This is a genomic window from Methanococcus maripaludis (assembly GCF_013760955.1).
Taxonomy (GTDB): domain Archaea; phylum AGJL01; class Methanococci; order Methanococcales; family Methanococcaceae; genus Methanococcus; species Methanococcus maripaludis_A.
In genome coordinates this window covers 154,112-179,132 of sequence record NZ_JACDUL010000002.1, presented here as the reverse complement: position 1 = coordinate 179,132, position 25,021 = coordinate 154,112, and the positions used below count along the sequence as shown (strand labels likewise).

The following is a 25,021-nucleotide window of genomic DNA, read 5'->3' as shown; positions in this document are numbered from 1 at the left end:
GGGGATTTAAATGATAACAAAAAGTGAAGCACTTGATTTTTTAAAATCAGATTCGATAAATTCCATTTTAAAAAAATTAACAAAAATTAATGCACAAACTTCTTCCAAACACATTACTTTTTCAAAAAACGCGTTTATTCCAGTATGCAACTGGTGCAGGAACGTTTGTGGTTACTGTACATTTAGAAATGAAAACTTTAAATTATTAAAAATGAATGAAATGAATGAAATATTAACTAAAGCTGATACTTTTGGATGCAGAGAAGCGCTTTTTACTTTTGGAGAAAATGTTGATGAAAATGAGAAAGTAAAAGAAGAATTAAAAAAAATGGGCTACTCTGGAATTTTGGAATATTTATACGAAATAAGTGCATGGTGCCTTGACAATACGGATCTTTTACCACATACTAATTGTGGAATTTTATCTTACGATGAGCTAAAATACCTAAGGGAAGTAAATGCTTCGATGGGATTGATGCTTGAAAATTCGAGTGCGAGATTATGCGGTACTATCGCACATGAAAAGAGCCCAGGAAAAGACCCTAAATTAAGAATTGAAATGATTGAAAATGCTGGAAAATTAAAAATTCCATTTACTACGGGAATCCTAATTGGAATTGGAGAAACTCTTGAAGAACGTATTGATTCCATATTTGAAATTAAAAGAATTCATGAAAACTATGGGCATATCCAGGAAGTAATCGTTCAGAATTTTAGGGTAAAACCCGGAATTCCGATGGAAAATTACAAAGAACCAAGTCCAGTTGAAATGTTTAAAATGATAATTCTCTCAAAATTAATTTTAGAAGATATTTCAATTCAAGTTCCACCCAATTTAAATCGGGAAACCGGACAGCTGTTTTTAATGGCTGGAATTGACGACTGGGGTGGAGTGTCCCCCCTAACGAAAGACTTTGTAAACCCCGAAGCCCCGTGGCCAGATATTGATGAATTAAACATTTTTTCAAAAGAACTCGGATTTAATTTAAAAGAAAGACTTCCAGTTTATGAAAAATATATTACAAAAGAATGGCTGGATAAAAAAATTTTAGAAAAAATTGAAAAATAATTTATTTTTTTAAATCATTGCAATTAAAGCGTTTGCTGCGTCTGTTGTAGCACTTCTATCGCCACCTGCAACAACCAATACATCATTTCCATTTGCAGCGCCCGCAGCTAATGCCAAAGTTGCAGGTGATTCATTGTCTATTGCAATTAAACCAGCATTTGATAATTCTTTGGTTATGGAATTTATAACTGGCCCGCCAATTAATATTAATGGATTTTCTGAAGTTTCCATTGAAGTTTCAGTATCTAATTTAACTATTGGGGCTATTGTTAGGGATTCATCATCTCCAGTAGAAATCTCTTCTGCAAGAATTTTCACATTTAAAACATTTGTTTTTTGAGTTTGGATTAAGCTAACTTCTTTTTCTTCGTTCATTTCAAAGAATACATTTAACTTGGTTGCACTGCTTCCCTCATCATCAAACAGGAAATCTGCATAATCTGCAACTTTAACACTATCGTCGGATCCTAAACCTGTTAAATCATCACCAACATACTTTAAAGCAAGCCCCACATTTTTTTGACCTTTTACAAAGTCATCAGTATACTGAAAAGTACCGCCTGTGTATAACACTGAGTAAATTTCATAATCCGGAATCACTTCTGAACCTAAAGGCATTCCTTTTACATTATTTACGATCACAACATCAGCATAAGCCGCATTTGAGTCTATACTTTCGTAAACTTTTTGAAATCTTATTCCAATGCCGTTTGCCATTAGGTTTGTTGGTGCTTCGTTATATGTGGATGCCACAACTGCACCATCTTTTAATATTTTTGCACTGACTTTGTAATCGGTACCATCCGTTATAATTGAGTCGATTTTTATTTCACAACCATTTACTGAATAAGATTCCCCTTCTTTTAATGCACCCCTATAAACTTCCTTTCCGAGAACAACTTTATCGGCATCACAACTCATACCCATTAATGTCCATTCTTCACCTAAATATGCAATGTTACGTCCCGGACACATTCCTTTTAAGCCTGCTGGAACTCCAGTATTTTCATCAAATAATAATGTCATATATGACATCTCATCAGAATTTACTTTCCAATCTGCAACATCTGTTTTAAGCCTTAAAAACATAAATTCTGCAGAAACATCGTTATCGGATCCTGTAACCCAGCTTGAAGGGTCCGTATCAGATACTTCCATTAAATTACCAAGATCTTCCAATGAAACATACCCCGTGGCGTCTAAGTTTGTTGAACTGTGGAAATCAACATTTGATATACTAGAAACATAATCATCGTCTACGGAAACTGCGAAAAGGGAATCCGTAACTCCTGAACCAACTAAATTAAAGTTATCTGATTTAGATTTTGAACCAATTGATAAAGTTGCAGAAGCTTCTTCACCAGTTTGTTCTAAAAAGGATAATGATCCAAGTTTTGCTGCGATATTTGCAGCGGATACAACATCTGAAGCTACTGAATTTGAGCCAACAATTATATCAACATTTGAATTATCGGTTGAAACGAGATCTGAAACAAAAGAATCTACATCCCCAACTTTTTCTACTGCAAAAGCGCTTGAAGAAAGTGCTGAACCGAGCATCAAGCCACCTAACCCGATGCTAACTATTTTTTTAATACTAATTGCCATCTACTCACCTGTATGTAATAGTTTTTTAAAAATAGTCATAATTAATATGTCTATCCTAATTTAATGTAATATTTATGAATAATATTTAAATGTTATGATTTTTTTAATAAAGTTTTGATAATAAATCATATAATTTAAATATGGAAAAAATGTAAAGTAGGATTACAAAAAAATAGGGTGAAACTATCGAAGTAGATTGGGCAGAATATTACCGAAAAAATCATGGGAAAACCCAATTTAAGTCAGAAAAAGAATCGAAAAATTTTTGGGATACTTTTTCAAAAAATTACGCTAAAAATGTGCTAAATAATAAAAATGGATGGGTTGGACACAATATTGACTATCTTAAAAACGAGTTTAATATCGATAAAAACACATCAATTTTAGAGATTGGACCTGGACCTGGAACTTACACAATACCGCTTGCAAAAGAAGTCAAAGAAATTACTGTTGTAGAACAGTCTACTGGTATGATAGATATTTTGAAAAATAGAATGAAAGAAGAATGTATTGACAACATTAACATAATAAATAAAAGATGGGATAATTTTGAATTAAATAGGGAATTTAACCCCGATATTGTATTTTCGTCCTATTCACTCGGCGTAGATGACATGGAAGAGTCACTTAAAAAAATGAATAATTATGCTGAAAAATACTGTTGCATTTTAACGTTTGGAACTCGCCAAGCTTGGAGGGAGATATATAATAAAATTAGGGAATCCATTTTTGAACAAAAACCTGAAAGAAAAGAATTTGGCATGACATATATTTTAATTTACAATATTTTACACCAACTTGGAATATATGCTGATGTTAAATTAAGTGAAAAATCATTTTCCCAAACATTTAACAATTTAGATGATGCAGCTGAACATTATTTGGATAGATTCAAAGCTCGCGGAGAACTTACATTAAATGATGAACAGTATTCAAAAATAAAAGAGATATTGTCAGAAGAGTTAACTAAAGCAGAAGATTCTTGGACATTTACAAAAACGTCAAAAGAAGCAATGATTACTTGGAAAAAAGAACAAAATATCTAAAATATTTAAATTATTTACCATTTTGGATTTTTAACTTTTTTAAATGTTTTACAAGTTTTTTAAGCTCTAAAACTTCTTTAATATTTCCTTCAGACCTGAAGATTTTAATCATTGATTTAACTTGAGATATTGCATCATCATATCTTTTTAAGGTTGCATACATTGCCCCTAAATTATAAATTGCGCCCCAATACTCAGGATCTAGTTCAATTGCTTTTTTATAGTGCATTTCTGCTTCTTCGTATTTTTCAGCTTTTGCTAAAAGCGTTGCAAGGTTATTATGCGCCCTTATGTTTAAAACATTCAATTCTATTGCTTTTTTAAATTCAACTTCTGCTTCATCGAATCTTTCGAGATATTCCAAAAGGCATCCGTAATTATTATGTGCTTCCGAATAATTAGGATTTAGGATTATTGCTTTTTTATATTCTACTTCGGCAGCGTTAAAATCTCCTGATTCATAAAGTGCGTTTGCAAAAGTTAAAACTTCAGCAAATCCTGTATCGGTTATATCTCCAAGGATTAATTCTTGTGTTTCCTCTTCGATTTCATTTTTATCCAATAGTTCTTCAAAAGACTCTAATTCACCAGAGGTATCTGCGTCAATTATTTTTTCGATATCTTCAGATTCATCAACAACTTCCAAAATTTCAATGTCTTCAATTATTTCTTCAGAAATTTCTACGACAACTTCGTCAATTTCTGATTCAATTTCTTCTTCTAAAATTATTTCTGTTTCATCAGATATTTCTTCAGTTTCAGGAATATCTTCTTCGATTTCCTCAAAATTTTCTTCAATACCAAATTCTTCAATTTCGGCATCTGAAATAAGTTCATCGTCCACGTCATCAGATTCAATTTCAATGTCTTCTTGTGGTTCTTCTTCAAAAATTACTTCTTTTTCGTTATTTAATTCTTCAATTTCCACCATTTCATCTTCAATATTCGTTTCTAACTCAGTTTCTATATTTTCCTCAACTGGCGTTTCAACTTCTTTTTCAAGTTCTGGTTCAGGCCCCGCCCCAATTTCTCCTTCTAAAATAAGGTCTTCAAGCTCTTCTGGTTCAAGTTCTGTGCACTTTTGAGTTTCTTCGGGTTCTTCAACAGCATTTGAAAAAATATCTGGTACGATTTCATCAATTTTTGCATCCTTGTATATGGCAGGCCTTTTATCTTCAATTTCAGATAATCTCAGGTTTGAAAGTGAATTAAAGTTATTTAGTGCATCTACGAAATCAGGTATTATTTTCACGGCTTTTTTGTAGCATCTTATAGCTTCGTCGTATTTTCCAAAATTAAAGTAAATATTTCCCATATTAAATGAAATTATTGATTCTATAAAATCTGGACCCCTAATTTCCATTTTTTTAAGTTTTTCAACTTCTTCACTTACTTTTTTTGAAAGACTGTAGTTATCCGTAAATTCAGATTGGTGGACTGAAATCTGTTGTTTTAAACTCGGATCGTTTAATTTTAAAGAAATTATCTGTTTATCGGAATTAAATGCATTTTTTGCTTCACTTAACAGCTGTTCGTTAGAATAAATCGAACTAAACATAAAAATAACATATTTACTCGTTTTCAGTGCCGAATTAATCTTCGAAAGAGTATTTTCATGCGCATCAAGGTTTATTAAAAAACATTCTCTTTCAAAACCCCTTTCAAGAGTTTTTTTAATCTGTTTTGAATATTCGATTCCGCATGCATCATAGAAAACTACTGCATTGTTATAATCTGCCATAAAAATCCCTCGATAATTACAATTAAAATAAAATTAAACTTTAAATAATTTAAAACTTTCTCTAAATTTTTAAAAAAAAGAAAAAAGAACTAATAAGTAAAAGTTTCGATTTCTTTAAATAATGCACCGACTCTTGCACCGAGTTCCTTTGCAAGTTCAACTTCATCAGTAGTGCAGATTACAAATCCTTCATTTGATTTTACTCGCTTTATTGTGCCCTGTTCGTCCACAAGTTCACATCTTAAATTTAAAATCCCATCTTCAGTATCATAAACTGCAAAAGCTCCAAAAGGTGCCTGACATCCGCCACCATATTCTTTTAAGGCCCATCTTTCAGCAGTAGCTTCAATATATGTTTTTTTATCACATATTTTTTCCAAAATTTCGTTGATTTTGATGTCTGCTTTTCTTGAAGCAACTCCAATTACTCCTTGAGCTGGTGCAGGAAGCATATCGAGCTTTGTATAATTAAATTCGGATAAATCAATACCCTGCCTGATAAGGCCTGCTTTTGCCATTATAATTGTATCGTATTCCCTATTTCTTAATTTATCAATTCTTGTTGCGACATTCCCCCTTAAAAGTTTAGGTGTTAAATTGGGGTGTGTAAATTGTAAAAATGAAGTTCGTCTAATGCTCGAAGTTCCAACATCTAATTCGTCATGTTCGATATCAAAATCGCTGTCTTTTCTCCAGATTATAATATCATCAGGACTTTCTCGTTTTGGGGTTGCAGTAATCTGTAATTCATCACTCCAAAGGGTTGGAACGTCTTTTAAACTGTGTACTGCAATATCAATTTCGTTTTCAAGCATTTTGCTATCAAGTTCTTTTGTAAAAACTCCAAGTCCAAGATCTACAAGTTTTTTAGTCTGATCCTTATCCCCAGTAGTTTTAACAATAACAATTTCTGTTTCAACACCGAGATCATTTAAAAGACCTGCGATATATTCTGTCTGGACCATTGCAAGCGTACTGCCCCTTGTTCCGATTCTTAACTTCAAAATTTCACCGCTAAATATCTAAACTATAATAAATATCGAAATCGAATAAATTTAAAATTTATAACTTGCTTTTAATTTTTAAACATTTTATTCTTATTACTTTTGCTTTAATTAATTTTTTAAAATTATTCCCCTCTCAAAGTATCAACAGGGTTTAATTTTGCACCGCTTCTTGCAGGGAAGTAGCCGCTTAAAATTCCTACTACAAATGAGAATATTAAAACTCCAACAATTAATTCCCAGGAAATCCACGCCTTTATAATGCCGTAACCAGAAGCTGCTGCAATATATTCAACTGCCTTTGCAATTAATATTCCAATTATCGTTCCGATGATTCCACCGAATAATCCTAAAAATCCAGCCTCAACTACAAATATTGAAAGAATCGTCGTGTTTTCTGCACCAAGTGCTTTTAAAATTCCAATATCTTTTCTTCGTTCTAAAATACTCATGTGCATCGTGTTTGAGATTCCAACCGCTCCAACAAGCAATGAAATTCCTGCAACACCAACTAAAAATATTGTTAAAACCTTAAAGATGTTGTTAATCGATTCAGCAAGTTGTTCTGCCGTTAAAACGGAAAAATTTTCGTCCCCCCTTGAATCTTCCACTTCTTTCTGAATATCTTCTGAAACCCGAATTACATCCTCGCCAGATTTTACGGATACAATCATCCTGTTGTATTCGTCATCAATTTCGAAAAGTGCCTGACCTACATCTTTTGATAAAATAGCTGAATTTTCGGTTGCAGGGTTTCCTGTTTCTTCGAGTATTCCTATAACTTTATATTTTGTACCATTTATCGTTATTTTATCCCCAATATCGATATCATTGTCAAAAGAGTTAGTTGCAAGTGAATATCCAACCATACAGGAATATTTATCACTGTCTTCAATCCAACGCCCCTTGTATGGCTCGTAACCCCAAGTTGTTGAGTATACGTAAGTAAATTTTGAAGGTTCGACTACCAAGATATTTCCATAGATGGATTGATCCCGATATTCCAGCTCGTAACTTCCTATCCATACAGCAACAACTTCGTCAACTCCCCTGACGCTTTTTACAGCATCAACATCGTTATCATTAAAAGTTTTTGAAACTGCAGGACCTCCAAAATTCTGCGAAGGGATAACTGAAATAATATTTGCACCGATAGTCGTAATCTCGCCAGTTATGTAATTTTGAACACCATATCCAAGGGAAATCAAACTAACTATTGCCAAAATACCTATAACTACCCCAATTATTGTTAAAAAACTCTGTGTCTTTTTTTGAGTTATATTTCGCCCGGCAAAATTCACAACATCGGCTGGTTTCATAAAGTTATCTCCCATCTTAAAAAAATTAATTTTTATGAAAAATGTATTTTCATTTGTTTACAATATTTATTGGGTTTCCTTCGATAAATGACTTTACATTGTTTACAGTCACATCCATCAGTCGTTTTCTCGCTTCGTAAGATGCCCATGCAATGTGCGGGGTTATAATTGTATTTTTGGCGTTGATTAAGGGATTATTCTCTTTTGGAGGCTCGGTTGAAAGTACATCTAAACCTGCTCTGGCAATATTATCGAGATTTAATGCATCTGCAAGATCTTTTTCATTGACGAGTCCTCCCCTCCCGGTGTTTATCAACATTGCAGATTTTTTCATCAATTTAAGCGTTTTTTCGTCAACAAGTTCTTTTGTTTCGTCAGTTAATGGACAGTGTAGCGTTAAAAAGTCAGAATTTTTAAAAATTTCTTCTTTAGATACAAATTTAACATTCAAATTCGTGTTTGAAACAGTTCTCGTGTTTACAAACACATTCATTCCAAAAGCAATTCCAATTTCTGCAACTTTTTTTCCAATTGCTCCAAATCCAATTATTCCAAGATTTTTACCTGCAAGTTCAATAATAGGAAATTTTCGGTATGAAAAATCTTTTGAATTTACCCAAGTACCTGATTTTACGCTTTCATTATATTTGGAAACATTTTGCACATGTTCGAGGATATATGAAAATACTGCCTGTGCTACTGAATCTGTCGAATATGCTGGAACATTTGTTACAACAATCCCCAGTTCTTTTGCTAAATTGGTATCTACAACATTATAACCCGTTGCGGTAACTCCAACGTATTTTATGTTTTTACATTTTTCAAAAACTGCCTTGTCAATTATTATTTTGTTCGTAATAACAATTTCAGAGTCCGAAATTCTTTCAATTACTTCTGATTCAGAAGTTCTATCATAAATTGTAAGTTCACCAAGTTCTTCCAAATTTTCCCACGATAAATCCCCAGAATTCATCGTGTATCCATCAAGTACGACTATTTTCATTAAAATCACTTTTTAGCACTATTTTAAATTATTCTCCGATATCTTCATTCCATAATTTTGGGTTATTTTTTATAAAATCTTTCATCATTTTTACGCATCTTTCATCATTTAAAACTTCAACAGCGACTCCATTTTTTAACAACAGGTCTTCTGCACCTAAAAAAGTTTTATTTTCTCCGATCACTACTTTTTTAATTTTGTAAAGCAAAACTGCGCCACTGCACATGATGCAGGGCGAAAGTGTTGTGTAGAGTTCGCAATTTCTATAAACGTCTGAAGTTAGCCTTCCTGCATTTTCAAGCGCGTCCATTTCAGCGTGCAAAATTGCGCTGTTATTTTGAACCCGTCTGTTGTGTCCTCGGCCAATAATTTTATTTTTATAAACCAAAACTGCGCCGATAGGAATTCCGCCTTCTTTAAGTCCCAGCTTAGCTTCTTTTATTGCTTCGTCCATAAAATCAGTCAATTTTCCACCATTAATCCAAAATTATCTAAAAAAATTCTTTTACAAACAATATTTATAATTTCTGAAATGAATAAGTCTAAAAATTATTTTTATCGAGTCATTTTTAATTATATATACTGTTAAATTTATAATATTACTCCGACAATAAAATGACGTTTATCTGGTGTTTATTATGGGAATTATTGAAGATGCGGGTCGAAAAACTCTCGGGGAAATAATTATCACATTAACGTTCTTCTTAGTACTTCCAATAACTGGGTTGGCCCTTATATTGGGGCACTCAGTCATAGGCATTTTGGGTTTAGTGTTTTGCATAGTTTTACTACATTTGGGTACTGACTTAAAAAAGCGAAAGTAAAAAAAATTTATTTTATCGAATCAAAATCGACATTTTTAAATATACTTTTTTAAAAAAATTTAACTATTAAATTTGAGGTGGGATAATGGCCAAAGGTCCAACTACGGCACAAGGCATGGTTAATAAGATGTTAACGGGGGACGGAAGAAAGAGTTTTAGTAAACAAGTTGCAAACGAAATTTTAGGTGCAAAACCAAAAAGTGCTAAAAAAACTACTAAAAAAGCATGCAAGAAAAAATAATTTCTTCATCTTTTTTTTACTAACTTTGAGGGGGATTTTTATGTTAGGCGGACTTTTTCCAAAGGTTCATGATAGTGTTAAGGTTTGGAAACCAAAATTTTACCCAAACGAAAAAGGTTATCAAGATGACTTATTTCACCATCTTAGAACGAATTTAAACAATAATTCTTTTTTCGGATCGTCAAACTACTCAGTTCGAATGGAAAGCGGTAGAAATTTGTGTGACATTGCAGTTGAACGGGCAGTTGGAATTGAACTTAAACATAACCTTGATAAAAAAGCAAAAGTAGACCGTTTATTAGGACAAGTTAGTCGATATATGCAAGATTATTCTGAAGGTGTACTTATCGTATTAACTGGTGAAACCAGCACCAAAACACTTGAAGATTTAAAATATGAATTAAGAAGTATCAATACAGGAGACTCTATGGGATTTTCCCAAAAAAATATTAAGATTATTGAGAAAAAAACGCCAAAATTAAGAACTACAAGTAATAAACCAAAAGCTAAAGAGCCAGGATCTAAAAAACCGACAGGCAAAACTTCAAAACCAAAAAGTGCTAAAAAACCAGCGACTAGTAAAAAGCCTGCTGAACCGAAAAAAACTAGTAAAAAATCTAATGATCCATTTAAAATCGAACTTCCAAAATTAGAACTTCCAAAATTCTTTTAAATAACTTTTTCATAAGTTTTATTTTTTTGTTGAAGTTAAATCGATAATTTAATAAGGGTATAAATATAATTTTTATGGGCATAAAATGGCCCATTAAGACATGATAAATGTGCAATTTTTACAACTTTATTTAATTAATAAAAATAAATGGTGATTATTTTGAAAATAAAGGGGGTTTTACTACTATTTTCAATTTTTTTTATTATGAATACTTGTTATGCTGGGACGATTGGATCATCTACAGAAGACTGGATTGACAGTGGACTTGAGTATTTTGGAAACGGAAACTTTGAAAAATCAATTGAAAGTTTTGATGAAACTTTAAGGATTAATCCGTACAATATGGAAGCACTGGTCAGCAAGGGCTATATTTTATATGCCATAAATGAGTCTGAAAAAGCCATAGAATGTTTTGATAAAGCATTGGAAATCAATTCTGACTATTACGACACTTGGCAGTACAAAGGATATGCATTGCATGATCTTGAAAGATACGAAGAAGCCATAGAATGTTTTGATAAGTCATTGGAAATATATGAAGAAAATCCAGAAGTTTACTATATGAAAGGTGCCTCTTTATATGGTCTTGAAAGATACGAAGAAGCCATAGAATGCCTTGATATCGCTTTAGAAACCTATCCAAATAACATATACATGTTAACGGATAAAGGAAATACTCTTTATGAACTCGAAAGATACGAAGAAGCCATAGAATGTTTTGATAAAGCATTAAAATATGTTAGTTATCTAAATGCTTGGAATGATAAAGGAAATACATTATGTAAACTTGAAAGGTACAGTGAAGCAGTTCAATGTTATGATAAAGCTTTAGAAATAGATTCTAGCAGTTATGTTTTATGGGGTAATAAAGGATATGCTATTTATGAACTTGGAAAATATGAAAAAGCCATAATATGTTTTGACAGATCTTTGGAATTAAATTTTGATTATCTCGAGTCTAATTACTATAAGGGGGATTCACTTTATGAACTCGAAAGATACGAAGAAGCCATAGAATGCTATGATAAAGCTTTAGAAATAGATCCTAAAAATGAATATATTTGGTATAGTAAAGGCTGTTCTCTTTCAAATCTTGAAAGATACGAAGAAGCTATCGAGTGTTTGGATAAGGCTTTAGAAATAGATTCTAAAAATGAGAAATTCTGGAATAAAAAAGGATATTCTTTAAACGAACTTGAAAGATACGAAGAAGCTAGCGAGTGTTTGGATAAGGCTTTAGAAATAGATTCTAAAAATGAGAAATTCTGGAATAACAAAGGTTATGCTTTAGCAGGACTTGAAAGATACGAAGAAGCAATAACCTGTTATGATGAAGCATTGGAATTAAACAATAACTATAGTAAGGCATATAAAAACAAAGGATATTCTTTGGCAGGACTTGAAAGATACGAAGAAGCCATAGAATGCTATGATAAAGCTTTAGAAATAGATTCTAATTACACTAAAGCACAGCAAAATAAAGGAAATGCCCTTTTTGAACTTGGAAAATATGAGGAAGCACTTGAATGCTATGATTTAGTTATTGCAGTTGATAAAAGCAATGAAAAAGCATGGGCCGATAAAGGAAATGCCCTTTTTGAACTTGAAAGATACGAAGAAGCCATAGAATGTTTTGATAAGGCCATTGAATTAGATTCCAATGACAAAGAAATTTGGAATAACAAAGGGGATACTCTTTATAAACTCGAAAGATACGAAGAATCAATTGAATGCTATGATGAAGCATTGGAATTAGATTCAGAAGATGAAGAACTTTGGAATAACAAAGGAAACATATTTTTTAAACTTGAAAACTATGAAGAAGCCTTAAAATGTTACGATAGAGCATTGGAAATAAATACAAACTTTGAATTGGCAAAACTTGGAAAACAAGATACTGAAGATCAACTCAATAGTTTTTCATACATTTTAGCTAATTTCTTCAAAAAAATTTTTGGTGGTAATTAGATAACCCCAATATAATTAAATAATCCATATCCTATTTTTTCTAAATTTTAAAGATACATTGTTTTTCAGGGGTATCCCATATTCAATTTTAAAAAGTCAGTATAATCAGGTATCTTAACCGAATTGACAGTTTTTACGTTTTTTTGATTACCTACTATAAATACTTAACTCCATACGTATATAAAGTATGGTTTAGAAATTTAAGGTATTCTTACAAGCATTCTTAAATTCGAATTTGGAAATATTTTTAAAATTATTTTCTACTCGAAACTCATTTTTCGAAGAATAATTCGTTAAAATTCATAATTTACATTTGAAACATTATTGTTGACTTAAGAGGGATTAAATGAATGACCCCATAATCCAGATAACAGAATTATACAAAATATTCGGTAAAAAACCAGAAAAAGCATACCCATTAATTAAAGAAGGTTTTTCCAGAAAAGAAATAAAAGAAAAAACAAAACAGGTTGTTGGACTTAAAAACATCAATTTTGACGTTAAACGTGGAGAAATTTTTGTAATCATGGGACTTTCCGGAAGCGGTAAATCCACACTGATAAGGTGCATCAACAGGCTCATAAAGCCTACCTACGGAAAAATAGTTCTTGAAAATGGCGTTGATATATCCAAAATGCGTGAAAAAGACCTCCTTGAAATTAGAAGGAAGTATTTTGGAATGGTATTTCAAAAATTTGGACTTTTGCCAAACCGTTCAGTTTTAGAAAACGTGGCACTCGGACTTGAAATTCAGGGAATTGGACTTGAAGAAAGAATTGAAAAGTCAGAAAAGGCTCTTTCTCTCGTTGGGCTTAAAGGCTGGGAAAAAAGTAAAATTTCGGAATTAAGTGGCGGAATGCAGCAGCGTGTCGGTCTTGCAAGAGGTCTTGCAGTAAATCCGGAAATATTATTGATGGATGAACCATTCAGCGCACTTGACCCGTTAATCAGACTTGAAATGCAGGAACTTCTTTTAAAAATTCAGAAAAAGATGAAAAAAACGATTATTTTCATAACTCATGATTTGAACGAAGCGATAAAGCTCGGCGACAGGATCATGATTTTAAATGAAGAGGGAAGCCTCGTTCAGTTGTCACAACCTGAAGAAATCCTTTTAAATCCTCAGAATGACTTTGTTGAATCCTTTGTAAAAGAAGTCGATAAAACAACAGTAATTCGGGCTGAATCACTTGTTAAAAAACCAGAATTTACACTAAATACGCGAATGGAAAAAGAAAATGCAATTAAAATTTTAGGCGATTTGAGCCTTGATTTTGCATACGTACTCGATGATTCTGGAAAATACGTTGGAGTCGTAAATAAAGAAGAACTTCAAAATTCAGAACAGATTATCGATTGTATTCAAAAAATTAAACCTTTAGAAGATGTAAAAACCATTAATCAAGGGTTGCCTCAGTTTATTTCTTCAGATTATCCCGTTCCAGTTGTTGACGATGAAAATAACTTTTTAGGATACGTTGAATTTGAAGAAGTAATTAACCTGATAAAAAATTAAGAGCGTGATTTCGTTGGCAGATACATTTAATCTTGGAATTGGAAAATTTTTGGTAAATTTAATAGACTTTTTAATCGATAACTACTCGGGATTTTTCGACATTATCTCATCAGTAATCCAAAGCATTGTGGATTTCTTCCTATTCTTGCTTTTTGCAATAAACCCCTACTTGATGATTATTTTAATCTCGATACTTGTCTGGAAAACGGTTAATCTTAAATCGGTTCCGTTTACGGCATTTTTCCTGGTTATTATCTTGATGATGGGCCTTTGGGATACATCAATGATTACACTATCGCTAATAATAACATCTACACTGATAGCGCTTATTTTTGGCATTCCTTTTGGAATAGTAAAAGCACGCTCAAAACTAGTCAGCACACTGCTCGATCCATTGCTCGATGTAATGCAAACGCTTCCCTCGTTAGCATATTTGATTCCAGCAGTGTTATTCTTTGGAATCGGGGAAGTTCCAGGGGTTATTGCAACTGTAATTTTTGCAATGCCTCCCGCAATAAAACTTACATCGCTTGGAATTGAGCAGGTGTCTGAAGAATTAATTGAAGTTGGGAAGGCCTTTGGAGGTACTTCCTGGCAGATATTAACAAAAATAGAACTGCCAACAGCAGTTCCTTCAATAATGATGGGCGTAAATCAGGCAATCATGCTATCATTCTCAATGGTAGTTATTGCCGGATTCATCGGCTCGGGCGGGTTAGGTGAGGTTATAATTTCCGGTATCCAACGATATAGCTTAGCACCTGCTCTTGAAGCAGGTATTGCAGTTACATTTCTTGCTGTAATTTTTGATAGGATTACCCGTAACCTCGTGGGATCTAAAATATAATAAAAAGGTGAATTTATGAAATATGGGACTTTATTTGCCATAGCTATTTTGGGTTTGGCAGTCATGTTTTCAGGATGTGTTCAATCCTCCCAAGTTGTGGAAGATACACAAAAAGGCACGATAAAATTCGGATTACCCCCTTGGCCAGGAGTTACCGTTAAATCAAACGTTGTAAAAGTCATTCTCGAAGAACAGGGCTACGACGTTGAATTAAATCAGCTTGATGCAGGAATTACCTATGCAAAACTTGCAGATGGCGAACTCGATATATTACTTGCAGGCTGGTTACCAACAACTCATCAGGATTACTGGGAACAGTATGGAGAACAGCTTGAAATGGTTCATGTAAACGTTGGAAAAACCGCACTTGGTCTTGCAGTTCCAACATACACCTATGAAGCAGGAATTCAATCAATTACTGATTTGAACGGTAATGAAGAATTATTCGATGGAAGAATTGTTGGAATTGAACCCGGTGCTGGAATTATGTCCAATACTGAAAAAGCTATTACATTATACGGCTTAGAAGGTTACGAACTACAGTCAAGCAGTACTCCTGCAATGATGGCTGAACTTGCACGTGCAATGAATGAAAACGAAAATATAATAGTTACAGTTTGGGAACCTCACTCAGTTTTCTTCAAATTCAACATAACGATGTTGGATGACCCTGAAAAAGTATATGGTGATGGTGACAAAGTATACACCATTGCAAGAAACGACTTTAAAGATGACTTCCCTGAAGTCTACGAATTCCTCCAAAAATTCGAAGTTGATCCAAGCGTTCAGAGCGAATGGATATACAAATACAGTGACGAAGGAATGGATCCAGAAGAAGTTGCAGAAGAATGGGTTGCAAATAACCCTGAACTTGTAGCAGAATGGACTTCACACATGAATTAAATAAAAATTCTTTATTTTTTTATAAGTTTTAAAGAAGCTATTTTAAACATTTTTAAAATTTTTTTCGAAAAACCTTATATCTGCTAAATCCATATTTTTGAGATAATATCTGATAAAAAAAACTTAATTAAATTAAAAACAATTTAAAAACCTCTGGTGTTTAAAATGAACTCTGAAAACTATTCAAAAAATGACCTTGAAAAATGGGATAAAGAATACGTTTGGCACCCATTTACCCAGATGAAAGAATATTCAGAAGGAAATCCCCTTTTAATTGAAGAAGGGGATGGAATTTACCTAATTGATGTGAACGGCAAAAAGTATATGGATGCAGTTTCATCAATCTGGTGCAACTTCTTTGGGCACTCTGAGAAAAGAATAGCTGATGCAATTTCAAAACAGGCATTGAAAATTGGACATTCCACCCAACTTGGTTGTGGAAATGTTCCTTCAGCAATTCTAGCAAAAAGATACGTTGATTTTTCACCAGAACAATTTACAAAGGTATTCTTTTCAGAAGATGGTGCTGAGGCTGTTGAAATTGCCGTAAAAATGGCTTTTGAGTACTGTAAATTAAAAGGATTTTCCAATAAAACAAAATTTGTATCAGTCAAAGAAGGCTATCACGGAGATACCGTTGGTGCAATGAGTGTTGGTGGAAGTGAACTCTTTCACGGGTGTTTTAAACCATTATTGTTTGACGGGTATCACGCAAGTACGCCATACTGCTACAGGTGTGAATACTGCAACTTTAAAGACACTGATGAACAAAATAAATTAGGATGCGAAATGAAGTGTCTAAAAGAAATGGAAAATTTAATTAGAACGAATAAAGAAGAGATATTCTGCGTTATTTTAGAAGCTGGAGTCATGGGCTCTGCAGGAATGATTCCATATCCAAAAGGATACATCGAAGGCGTTGCAAAACTCTGTAAAGAACTTGATATTATATTCATACTTGACGAAATCGCAACCTTTGGACGGCTTGGAAGAGCATTTTATTCAGATATAGATGAATTAAAAGAATTGGAAAAACCAGATATCATCTGCCTTGGAAAAGGAATTACTGGTGGATATTTGCCACTTGCACTGACCCTTGCAACCGATGAAATATACAACGCATTTTTAGGAACTTTTGACGAGTGTAAGCAGCTCTTTCACGGTCACACGTATGCAGGAAACCAGATTATATGTGCATCTGCAATTGAAACCGTAAATATTTTAGAAGAAACAAACATCTGCGAAGAAATAAGGCCAAATATCAAATTATTGCATGAAAACCTTGATAAATTAAAAGAATTCCCCTGTGTTGGAGATATTCGAAAATCAGGCTACATGATTGGAATAGAACTTGTAAAAAATAAGGAAACTAAAGAACCATACAATTACGGCTACAAAGCAGGATATAAAACTGCCGCAAGACTTCTTGAAAAAGGAATTTACATCCGGCCAATTGGAAACACTTTGATATTCGTACTTCCATTGATAATTAAACCGGAAGAAATTGAATTGCTTACCAAAAAAATTTATGAATCAATTTCTGAACTTTTAGATGAAAAAATACTCTAAAAAATAAATTTTAATTGATTTTATTTTCTTTTTTAAAATTTTAATAATTTATATCACTCAAAAACTTTTTTTAAGAGCGGTGGTGTTATAACTATCGAAAATGTAACAAATATCAGCGTTGCAGCAATAAACTTTGAAATATTTTCTTCTAAGATTACTCCTGCAGAAACTGCAATCATTAAATTTATCAGCGCTATTTCTGCCCTTGGAACTGATGATGATGCAAGCTGTATTGATTTTTTAAGATTCCATTTACCCATCAATTTTGCTCCAAGTCCCCATCCAACAAACTTACTCAACACTCCAACTACAATAAAAATTGTGGCGAGTATCAAAGCCTCGTGATTTAAAAATGCCGTTAAATTTAGCCTTGCTCCAGTATATATAAAAAATAACGGAATTAAAAATGAATTTCCAATTGATTTTATCTCTTTTGCAAGCATTTTACCTTCAGAAGTTTTTGAAAGGATTAATCCTGCCATGAATGCGCCTTCAATTGCAACTTCAAACCAGCTTTCTGATAAAAATGAAAATAAAAACATTAACGCGATTGTAAATGAAAGAACGGTTTTTTCAATGTGGAATTTTTCTGCAAAAATTAAATATTTGTTAATCAGTTTCCATCCAAAGTACCCAGTAATTATGAAAAATACTGTAATTTCTGAAATTAACCCGAGCAAACTTCCAGAACCAACAGCGAGGATAAGGAGGATAAGCCCCAAAAAGTCATCAAGAATACTCGCACTGATTGCAGCAGCACCCACATCTGTTTTTAAAACTTTTAAATCCATCAAAAGCCTTGCAGTAATTCCAATACTCGTTGCAGTAAGAATTACTCCCCCAACAATGGATTCTTTGGCAGTATAACCAAATTCAGAAAGAACAATATATCCCAAAATTAAAGGAAATATCGCGCCAAATACTGCTGCAACTATCGAGATATATTCAGTCTTTTTTAGTTTGTGTATATCTATTTCAAGCCCACTTAAGAACAGCAAAAACATAATTCCAACCGTGGACAAAAAATCAAAAATATCATTTTCGTGAAGCGTTAAGTGGGTTGGATCAACTATTCCGAAAAATAAAAGATTTCCAAATATTATTCCAACAATTATTTCCCCAAATACACTTGGAAACCCGATTCTCCACATTATTTCGTTTCCAATTTTTCCAAATATAAGACATAGCCCAACAGTAAACAGTACCCACGAAATACTCAACAAAAACACCTAAAAGCAGAGATCAAGAAACTTATTTATCAATATCCTGAGGCTAACTTCCCCAACAAGCTTATTTTCATCGTCAACTACGGCTAAAAGTTGTAAGTTATAATTTTTCATCTTTTCGAGTGCATACAATATAGATTTATTGTAGTTTATTTTAATCGCACTTTTTTCCATTACTTCGCTTGCAACTTCCGCCCCGCCCTGTATCGACATTAATACTGTTCGAGTAGTTCCAATAAATGTCGAATGTTTCTCCGGAGGCATTATAAAATTAATAACGTCCAGATAGCGGATTACTCCAATAAGTTTTCCATCGTCCTTACAGTTTATTACCCAAACATGGTGGCGGGTCCTAAGTATTTCTAAAACATCTAAAATTGAAGAATCATTGCATACAACAGGCAAGGTATCTTTTGGTGGAAGAATATCCTTTAATTTCATTGCATGATACTTGGCAATTGCCGTTTCAAGTTCCTTCATAAAACCCCTCAAAATAATTCTGGTATAACTTATGTTTTTTTAAAATAATTAAACTTTTCATTTTAATTTTAAAAATAAGGGTGGAATTAGCAAAAATAGAAAAAAATTGAAGTTAATTTAAAAATTAAAAAAATAAAAGAGTTAGAAAGTTATTCTACGAGCTTATACCAAAAGTTCATGTCTTCAAAGTTTCCGCAGATGTTTGTATTGTTAATTGCAGTTCCACTGTAAGTATAACCCATTTTTTTGAAAGTGATATTCATTCCATAGGATATGCTTCTTGCAATCGTGTAAAAAACTCTGTATCCGTTGTCTTTCATTATCTTTTCCATGATATATAATAAGTATTTAGAAAGCCCTAATTTTTGGTATTCTTCAAGAACTGCAAAATCAGTCATTTCAACGCATTTGTTCTTACTATCCATTTCACAAGACGCCGCTGCAACGATTTTACCATTATCTTCGAGTATGAAGTATTTTACGTTTGTCTGCATTGTCTTTAATATGTAATTTGGGTCATTTATTGGAAAAGGGTACGTTTCAAAAACTTTCGAATAGTGTTTCGAGAGGTTTTCCGCATCCGTTTCATTTGCAATTTTTAAGTGGAATTTTTCATCAATGTTTGCAGATAAATCTACGTCAACAGTATCCACACAATTTAAAACATCTTTAGCTTCTTTTGAAAATTTTGATATATTTCTTGATTCTTCAAAAAATTTAGACATGAAATATGCATCATCATCCAAAAAGTAATTTTTAATTTTTCCTTCGCAGATGTACCCATTTTTTTCAAAAATTTCCTTTTTATTTCCAGAAACTTTTGCAAAAACTTTCGAAAGGTTTTTTTCCTTGCATACGTTATTTACATTCCCAATTACTCCATCTGCATCTTTTCCAAGTTTCATTATGTATATCCTATCATTTAAGTCACTTATTTGAATTACTGAATCGTTTATTTCGATTATTTTTTCCATTTTAGTCATCCCTCCGGGCTACGCGCTCGTTGTTTTCAGGGATTAAGGAGATTGAATTATCTACATCGGTTATTAACTTTTCAATTCCTGTTTGATTGATTTCAAAGTCACCGATACACATTCTGTCACACTTATCGCAGCTTTTACTGCATCCGCCATAATTTGATGGTTCAACATAAGTTGTAATGATTCCTTCATAATTTCTCAAAATTACCCTATCAGAACCCCAAGAAACTATGTAATTGGGCATTACTGGAATTTTTCCACCGCCTCCTGGTGCATCTACAACGTATCTTGGAACTGCAAAGCCTGTTGTGTGTCCGATTAAACTTTCGATAATTTCAAGGCCCTTGCTAACGGGGGTTCTAAAATGAGAAATTCCTTTTGATAAATCGCACTGGTAGAGGTAGTACGGCCTTACTCTTGAAGAAACGAGCTTTTGATTTAATTTTCTCATAACATATGGACAGTCATTAACTCCTGCAAGAAGAACCGTTTGGTTTCCAAGTGGAATTCCAGAATCAGAAAGTTTGTCGAGTGCTTTTTTAGATTCTTTTGTAATCTCCACAGGATGATTATAATGAGTATTTATCCAGATTGGATGGTATTTTTTTAGAGTATTGACTAAATTATCAGTAATTCTCTGAGGTAGAACCACAGGAACTCTTGATCCAATTCTTATGAGTTCAACGTGTTTTATGCTGCTTATTTCTGACAATATCCAGTCCAAATATTCATCAGAAAGTAAAAGGGGATCCCCGCCTGAAAGTAAAACATCCCTTATTTTATCATTATTTCTAATGTAATCTATTGCTTTTTGAATTTCTTCTTTTGAAGGATTACTGCTTTTCTCTGAAACTTTCCTTTTTCTCGTGCAGTGTCTGCAATACATTGCACAGTTTGGATTTATGTAAAACAAAACCCTATCTGGATACCTATGAGTTATTCCTATAACCGGAGAGTCCTCATCTTCAGATAATGGGTCTTCCATTTCAAAATTTTCAAGTATGAGTTCTTTTGAAGATGCCACACTTTGCTTGTAAATTGGGTCTTTATCTAAATTTTTTATATCGATTAAACTTGCATAGTAAGGGGTAATTGACATTGGAAATACTTCAATTGCTTTTTGAATTTCCTTTTTTTCTTCATTCTCCAGAGTTATTCCAAGAAAATTTTCTAAAGTATCAACATCTTTAATTGAATTTGAAAGTTGCCACTTGTAATCATTCCAATTATCAATCGTAGCATTTTCTGAAATTTTTTTCGTATATTTTACTATACTTTCGTCACTTAATTCGTTCAAAATTATCACCTAAAAATATAATCGATATATCTAAATCTTTCAAAATTTAAACGAGACATATCAACATGAGGGGGTATCCCAAATAACAAATTGAAAAACCGAAAATATGAGGTTTCAAAATTTAAAAAGGCTTATACATCCTTTTTTTAAAAGATAGTATATATAATTAATGGATAACACTATTATAACATAAGCTAAAAATTAAAATCTGAAAAAAGTTTGTTAATACATTATCATTAAACCTGCCACAATATTCACATAATTATATTAACCCATAAAACAAATATCCATATGTAGGTTTAAGATAATTAAATCTGCTGTAAAGTTTTTTAAAAAAATCAGTGTGAAGTGGGGATCTGGGGGGATTATTTCACTAGTACACACTGTACCTCTCTTTTTTTAAATCTTTTTGGCCTAAGAAAAAGAATTTCAAAAATCAAAAGCTAGAAGTGTGGTTTTAGCGAAATTAATGATAAAACCCTAGAACCACGTTCATCATATATTATTAAGTTCTTAATTTTGGGTAATCGTTTTGAAAATCGCATAATAACTAAAATTTGATAAGTAATAGATAATTTAGGCGGTTAAAAACTCTTTTAAAGCTTCTTTTAATGTATTTTCTGTTGTGACTATTTTCACACCTTTTCCTTCGAAAACGGATTTGGGGTTGTCACCAATTCTACTACAAAAGATTGCACCACAGTCTTTCAAAAGATCAAGTGCGTAATTCCACCTGTCGGTGTGTTCTTTTATTGTTGTTGTTGGATTTTCCCTAAATTCCATAAATTCTGCTACATTATCTTTTATTTCAAAAATAAGAAAATGTGTGGCAGCTCCAAAGTGCATGTTGACATTTACACCATCAGTTGATGCAATTGCTACTTTCAAAGTCTCCATGGTCTACCTCTGTATCTTCATTTAATGCCCAGCCAAACTCGTCAAAGTATCTGTCGAGTATGGTGTTGGTTATTGTATCTACAAGCCTAATTCCTGCAGTATATCCTACGCAAGTTATTCTTTGAGCTCCAACTCTATCATAGATTGGGAAACCCATTCGAATTAATGGAATATTTTCGGCACCTGCAATTCTTGAACCGTATGAATTTCCAATGAGGAGATCCACTTTTGATTTTTTAATTTCTTGATGGAGATCGTAGAGATCCCCTGGAGCTAAGATTACTGGTTTATGTTTGCTATCTTTAGTTACTGCTTCGATGTCTTCAACGAAAGTTTTACTTTCGCTTCCGGTACATACAATTGAAGGAATCATTCCAAGTTCTAAGACAAATCTTGTAAATCCAACTACGACATCGGGATCGCCGTAGATTGCAACTTTTCTTCCGAAATTATGTTGGTGGGCGTCGATCATGGCATCGATTAATTTACCACGTTCTCTAGTTATCTGTTCAGGTATATCTTTATTCGTAAGTTTACAAAGTTCATTAATGAATTCATCAGTACTCTGCAGACCTATTGGAAGATAAGGTGAGACTGATTTTATACCGTAAGCGTCATGGAGGAATTTGGCGGCGGAATTTGCATGCTTACAGAGTGAAATCGTTGCAAATGAATTTGCAGTGTCTTTAATTTCTTCCACAGTAGTTCCTGCAGACATCACGAATGAAACTTCTCCATCGTAAGGGGCGTCCATAGATTCCGAAGTATCGGTTAGAATTATTGATTCTATCCCCATTTCAAGCAACAACTTTTTGGTTTCTGCAATATCACCTGGAGAAACCATTCCAGTAATCACGTTTAATTTGGAATTAGGCTTAGATGAAGTTGCTAAGTGTTCCACTAGTGCTTTAACTGTTGAATCGTATCCTTCTACGTGCGTATGTTTATAGCTTGGGGTTGATATAGGGACTATTTCAGGCAAATCATCATTTTGTTTCTTGAATAAACGGATAATTCCTTCAACGTCGTCACCAATAGTTTCACTAAGACAGCTTGTAGTTACACCAATTATTTCAGGACCATAAATTCTGCTCACGTTTCTGATCGCATGTTTTAAATTTTCTTCACCACCGAGTACAGCATTTGCCTCACTCATTGATGTAGATGCCACGTTTACAGCTTCTTTAAAATGACGTCCAAGTTGGAATCTCATGTACGTGCTGCATCCGTGCGATCCGTGTATTAACGGCATTGAATTCTTTACACCCATTAATGCGAATATTGCACCCATTGGCTGGCATATTTTACAGGGATTTATTACAGCAAATTTTTTTTCAGTCATAATATTCCTCTAATCATCATTTTCTAGAAAGTTTCCACACTGGCGTCATAACTGCGGTATGTACAACTCTTGCAAAATTTATGAAACCCTGAAAACCTGAGAATGCAGTTATCCTGTCGTGATTGAAATCACAGTGAGGAACTCCACTTTTCAGGGATAGATATTTTTCTTTAGCTCCAGAAATTAATATATCAGGTTTGTATTCTTTGAGAAGTTGTACAAGTTCCATTGAACTTGCATCGTCTACAATTAATGTACCTTCATTGACATGCTCTCTGATTTTTTGGTAATCTTCTGGCTTTCCGTTTTGGGTACCGCTCATGATAATTTCCATGTCGAGTTCACCAAATGCGCTTACCAGTGCCCAAGATTTGTGGGCTCCGGAATATATCGCAACAGTACTACCAGCTAGATCTTTTTTGTATTCCGAAATTTCATCTCGAAGATTTTTAACTTCTGATTTTATCAATTCTTCGGTTTTTTTAATCATTTCTTCGTCACCGAAAAATTCTGCAACTGCCCTTAAGGACTTTGTAGTTTCGTCGATTCCAAAGAAATTCACTTTGAGGTTAGGTATTCCGTATTTCTTCTGCATTTGGGCAGCTAAGTAATTAGATGATTTTTGACATTGGACTATATTTAATTTAGATCTGTGCGCACTTGCAACTTTTTTGACAGTTGAGTCTCCAGTAATTGCAGTGTGTACTTTTACACCCATTTTTTCATATAATGGAATAATTCCCCAGAGGTCTCCTGCAACATTGAATTCTCCAATTATATTAATACTGTAAGGGTGCTCTTCTTCTGGCTCTTCTGTGCCAATTAAATAGTCAAGCATTGCGTCACATGCGAGTTTGTGACCTGCAGATTTATTAAAGCTTTTGAACCCTTCTGACTGTACCGGAATAACTCTACAACCTGTTGCTTCTTCTGCCTGTTTACAAACTGCTTTGATATCATCTCCAATCAAGCCTACTACGCAAGTGGAGTAAACAAATATTGCACCAGGGCTGTAAAGCTTATGTACTTCCAGAATGGATTCATAAAGCTTTTTTTCCCCTCCAAATACAATATCTGATTCCTGCAAATCAGTTGTGAATCCGTTTTTATAAAGTTTATCTCCTGTAGATTTACTTCCACGAATATCCCAAGTGCATGCTGCGCAGCCTACTGGCCCGTGTACGAGATGTACTGCATCAGTTATAGGCATCAGAACAACTCTTGCTCCCCCGTATACACAGGATCTCTGGGTAATTATACCTGGGGTCGAGTTTTTGTCACATGTAGGAATTGAATCGTCTTTTCCCGAAATACACATTTGCGATTCTCGGGCTTTTAACGCTTCAATAGATTTTAATTTTTCGAAAATGGATTTTGGGATTTTGACTTCTATGTCAAAATCATCACAGTTATTTCCATTTTGCGTTTTCCGGTTTTCTGTATCAAGGTTCAAAACCATAGTATTCCT

At 33.3% G+C, this 25,021-nt stretch carries 23 protein-coding genes; 10 read left to right on the top strand and 13 right to left on the bottom strand.

Annotated features, from left to right (window positions below; all coding sequences use genetic code 11):
* Nucleotides 1–10: 10 nt before the first annotated feature.
* A complete protein-coding gene (cofG, locus tag HNP90_RS03775) occupies nt 11–1,069 on the top strand; it encodes a 7,8-didemethyl-8-hydroxy-5-deazariboflavin synthase subunit CofG (RefSeq protein WP_011976531.1) in 1,059 nt (352 codons plus the stop codon).
* Between the two features lie 9 nt (nt 1,070–1,078).
* Here the strand turns inward: cofG and HNP90_RS03770 are convergent, their stop codons facing one another.
* Nucleotides 1,079–2,677, bottom strand: coding sequence for an S-layer protein (locus HNP90_RS03770; RefSeq protein ID WP_011976530.1), 1,599 nt, complete (start codon nt 2,675–2,677; stop codon nt 1,079–1,081).
* A 299-nt stretch (nt 2,678–2,976) separates the two neighbouring features.
* Between HNP90_RS03770 and HNP90_RS03765 the strand changes: the two genes are divergently transcribed.
* Complete coding sequence (locus HNP90_RS03765; protein ID WP_309500987.1) at nt 2,977–3,723, top strand: class I SAM-dependent methyltransferase; 747 nt, start codon at nt 2,977–2,979, stop codon at nt 3,721–3,723.
* 10 nt (nt 3,724–3,733) lie between these two features.
* Here HNP90_RS03765 and HNP90_RS03760 read toward each other — a convergent pair whose 3' ends face one another.
* The 5 genes from HNP90_RS03760 to HNP90_RS03740 form a co-directional block, all read right to left on the bottom strand.
* On the bottom strand, nt 3,734–5,464 hold the full coding sequence (locus tag HNP90_RS03760; RefSeq protein WP_011976528.1) for a tetratricopeptide repeat protein: 1,731 nt from the start codon (nt 5,462–5,464) through the stop codon (nt 3,734–3,736).
* Between the two features lie 89 nt (nt 5,465–5,553).
* A complete protein-coding gene (gene hemC, locus HNP90_RS03755; RefSeq protein WP_011976527.1) occupies nt 5,554–6,468 on the bottom strand; it encodes a hydroxymethylbilane synthase in 915 nt (304 codons plus the stop codon).
* A 125-nt stretch (nt 6,469–6,593) separates the two neighbouring features.
* The gene (locus HNP90_RS03750) at nt 6,594–7,787 is read right to left on the bottom strand and encodes an ABC transporter permease (protein WP_011976526.1); all 1,194 of its coding nucleotides are present in this window, start codon (nt 7,785–7,787) and stop codon (nt 6,594–6,596) included.
* 49 nt (nt 7,788–7,836) lie between these two features.
* Complete coding sequence (locus HNP90_RS03745; RefSeq protein WP_011976525.1) at nt 7,837–8,790, bottom strand: D-2-hydroxyacid dehydrogenase; 954 nt, start codon at nt 8,788–8,790, stop codon at nt 7,837–7,839.
* Nucleotides 8,791–8,818: 28 nt separating this feature from the next.
* Nucleotides 8,819–9,256, bottom strand: a complete 438-nt coding sequence (locus HNP90_RS03740; RefSeq protein ID WP_011976524.1) for a nucleoside deaminase — start codon at nt 9,254–9,256, stop codon at nt 8,819–8,821.
* A 172-nt stretch (nt 9,257–9,428) separates the two neighbouring features.
* Here HNP90_RS03740 and HNP90_RS03735 point away from each other — a divergent pair, with 172 nt between their 5' ends.
* From HNP90_RS03735 to bioA, 8 genes are all read left to right on the top strand, one after another.
* Nucleotides 9,429–9,614: a hypothetical protein gene (locus HNP90_RS03735; RefSeq protein ID WP_048060397.1), complete on the top strand. Its 186-nt coding sequence runs from the start codon at nt 9,429–9,431 to the stop codon at nt 9,612–9,614.
* Nucleotides 9,615–9,699: 85 nt separating this feature from the next.
* A complete protein-coding gene (locus tag HNP90_RS03730) occupies nt 9,700–9,855 on the top strand; it encodes a hypothetical protein (RefSeq protein WP_155810739.1) in 156 nt (51 codons plus the stop codon).
* Between the two features lie 40 nt (nt 9,856–9,895).
* Entirely contained in the window at nt 9,896–10,528 is a 633-nt protein-coding gene (locus HNP90_RS03725) for a hypothetical protein (protein WP_011976522.1), read from the top strand.
* A gap of 159 nt (nt 10,529–10,687) precedes the next feature.
* A complete protein-coding gene (locus tag HNP90_RS03720) occupies nt 10,688–12,496 on the top strand; it encodes a tetratricopeptide repeat protein (protein WP_011976521.1) in 1,809 nt (602 codons plus the stop codon).
* Nucleotides 12,497–12,842: 346 nt separating this feature from the next.
* A complete protein-coding gene (locus tag HNP90_RS03715; protein WP_011976520.1) occupies nt 12,843–14,012 on the top strand; it encodes a quaternary amine ABC transporter ATP-binding protein in 1,170 nt (389 codons plus the stop codon).
* Nucleotides 14,013–14,025: 13 nt separating this feature from the next.
* Nucleotides 14,026–14,859, top strand: coding sequence for an ABC transporter permease (locus tag HNP90_RS03710; protein WP_011976519.1), 834 nt, complete (start codon nt 14,026–14,028; stop codon nt 14,857–14,859).
* Nucleotides 14,860–14,874: 15 nt separating this feature from the next.
* The gene (locus HNP90_RS03705; protein ID WP_011976518.1) at nt 14,875–15,762 is read left to right on the top strand and encodes a glycine betaine ABC transporter substrate-binding protein; all 888 of its coding nucleotides are present in this window, start codon (nt 14,875–14,877) and stop codon (nt 15,760–15,762) included.
* Nucleotides 15,763–15,927: 165 nt separating this feature from the next.
* The gene (gene bioA / locus HNP90_RS03700) at nt 15,928–17,331 is read left to right on the top strand and encodes an adenosylmethionine--8-amino-7-oxononanoate transaminase (RefSeq protein ID WP_011976517.1); all 1,404 of its coding nucleotides are present in this window, start codon (nt 15,928–15,930) and stop codon (nt 17,329–17,331) included.
* A 53-nt stretch (nt 17,332–17,384) separates the two neighbouring features.
* Here the strand turns inward: bioA and HNP90_RS03695 are convergent, their stop codons facing one another.
* The 7 genes from HNP90_RS03695 to nifE form a co-directional block, all read right to left on the bottom strand.
* Nucleotides 17,385–18,551: a cation:proton antiporter gene (locus HNP90_RS03695; protein WP_011976516.1), complete on the bottom strand. Its 1,167-nt coding sequence runs from the start codon at nt 18,549–18,551 to the stop codon at nt 17,385–17,387.
* 9 nt (nt 18,552–18,560) lie between these two features.
* Nucleotides 18,561–19,037 (bottom strand): CBS domain-containing protein, encoded by a 477-nt coding sequence (locus tag HNP90_RS03690; protein ID WP_011976515.1) that lies wholly within the window; start codon nt 19,035–19,037, stop codon nt 18,561–18,563.
* Between the two features lie 149 nt (nt 19,038–19,186).
* Entirely contained in the window at nt 19,187–20,011 is an 825-nt protein-coding gene (gene ablB, locus HNP90_RS03685) for a putative beta-lysine N-acetyltransferase (protein WP_011976514.1), read from the bottom strand.
* Between the two features lies 1 nt (nt 20,012).
* On the bottom strand, nt 20,013–21,314 hold the full coding sequence (gene kamA, locus HNP90_RS03680) for a lysine 2,3-aminomutase (RefSeq protein WP_011976513.1): 1,302 nt from the start codon (nt 21,312–21,314) through the stop codon (nt 20,013–20,015).
* 576 nt (nt 21,315–21,890) lie between these two features.
* Nucleotides 21,891–22,211, bottom strand: a complete 321-nt coding sequence (locus tag HNP90_RS03675; RefSeq protein WP_011976512.1) for a NifB/NifX family molybdenum-iron cluster-binding protein — start codon at nt 22,209–22,211, stop codon at nt 21,891–21,893.
* A complete protein-coding gene (locus tag HNP90_RS03670; protein WP_011976511.1) occupies nt 22,177–23,553 on the bottom strand; it encodes a nitrogenase component 1 in 1,377 nt (458 codons plus the stop codon). Before HNP90_RS03670 ends, HNP90_RS03675 begins: the two co-directional genes overlap by 35 nt.
* Nucleotides 23,554–23,569: 16 nt before the next feature.
* Nucleotides 23,570–25,012 (bottom strand): nitrogenase iron-molybdenum cofactor biosynthesis protein NifE, encoded by a 1,443-nt coding sequence (nifE, locus tag HNP90_RS03665; protein ID WP_011976510.1) that lies wholly within the window; start codon nt 25,010–25,012, stop codon nt 23,570–23,572.
* Nucleotides 25,013–25,021 lie beyond the last annotated feature (9 nt).

Bases quoted from the DNA above. Each gene is read 5' to 3' on its own strand.
- cofG (WP_011976531.1), top strand. From the start codon at position 11: ATGATAACAAAAAGTGAAGCACTTGATTTTTTAAAATCAGATTCGATA.
- HNP90_RS03770 (WP_011976530.1), bottom strand. From the start codon at position 2,677: ATGGCAATTAGTATTAAAAAAATAGTTAGCATCGGGTTAGGTGGCTTG.
- HNP90_RS03760 (WP_011976528.1), bottom strand. From the start codon at position 5,464: ATGGCAGATTATAACAATGCAGTAGTTTTCTATGATGCATGCGGAATC.
- HNP90_RS03750 (WP_011976526.1), bottom strand. From the start codon at position 7,787: ATGAAACCAGCCGATGTTGTGAATTTTGCCGGGCGAAATATAACTCAA.
- HNP90_RS03745 (WP_011976525.1), bottom strand. From the start codon at position 8,790: ATGAAAATAGTCGTACTTGATGGATACACGATGAATTCTGGGGATTTA.
- HNP90_RS03735 (WP_048060397.1), top strand. From the start codon at position 9,429: ATGGGAATTATTGAAGATGCGGGTCGAAAAACTCTCGGGGAAATAATT.
- HNP90_RS03730 (WP_155810739.1), top strand. From the start codon at position 9,700: ATGGCCAAAGGTCCAACTACGGCACAAGGCATGGTTAATAAGATGTTA.
- HNP90_RS03725 (WP_011976522.1), top strand. From the start codon at position 9,896: ATGTTAGGCGGACTTTTTCCAAAGGTTCATGATAGTGTTAAGGTTTGG.
- HNP90_RS03715 (WP_011976520.1), top strand. From the start codon at position 12,843: ATGAATGACCCCATAATCCAGATAACAGAATTATACAAAATATTCGGT.
- HNP90_RS03705 (WP_011976518.1), top strand. From the start codon at position 14,875: ATGAAATATGGGACTTTATTTGCCATAGCTATTTTGGGTTTGGCAGTC.
- bioA (WP_011976517.1), top strand. From the start codon at position 15,928: ATGAACTCTGAAAACTATTCAAAAAATGACCTTGAAAAATGGGATAAA.
- HNP90_RS03690 (WP_011976515.1), bottom strand. From the start codon at position 19,037: ATGAAGGAACTTGAAACGGCAATTGCCAAGTATCATGCAATGAAATTA.
- ablB (WP_011976514.1), bottom strand. From the start codon at position 20,011: ATGGAAAAAATAATCGAAATAAACGATTCAGTAATTCAAATAAGTGAC.
- HNP90_RS03675 (WP_011976512.1), bottom strand. From the start codon at position 22,211: ATGGAGACTTTGAAAGTAGCAATTGCATCAACTGATGGTGTAAATGTC.
- HNP90_RS03670 (WP_011976511.1), bottom strand. From the start codon at position 23,553: ATGACTGAAAAAAAATTTGCTGTAATAAATCCCTGTAAAATATGCCAG.
- nifE (WP_011976510.1), bottom strand. From the start codon at position 25,012: ATGGTTTTGAACCTTGATACAGAAAACCGGAAAACGCAAAATGGAAAT.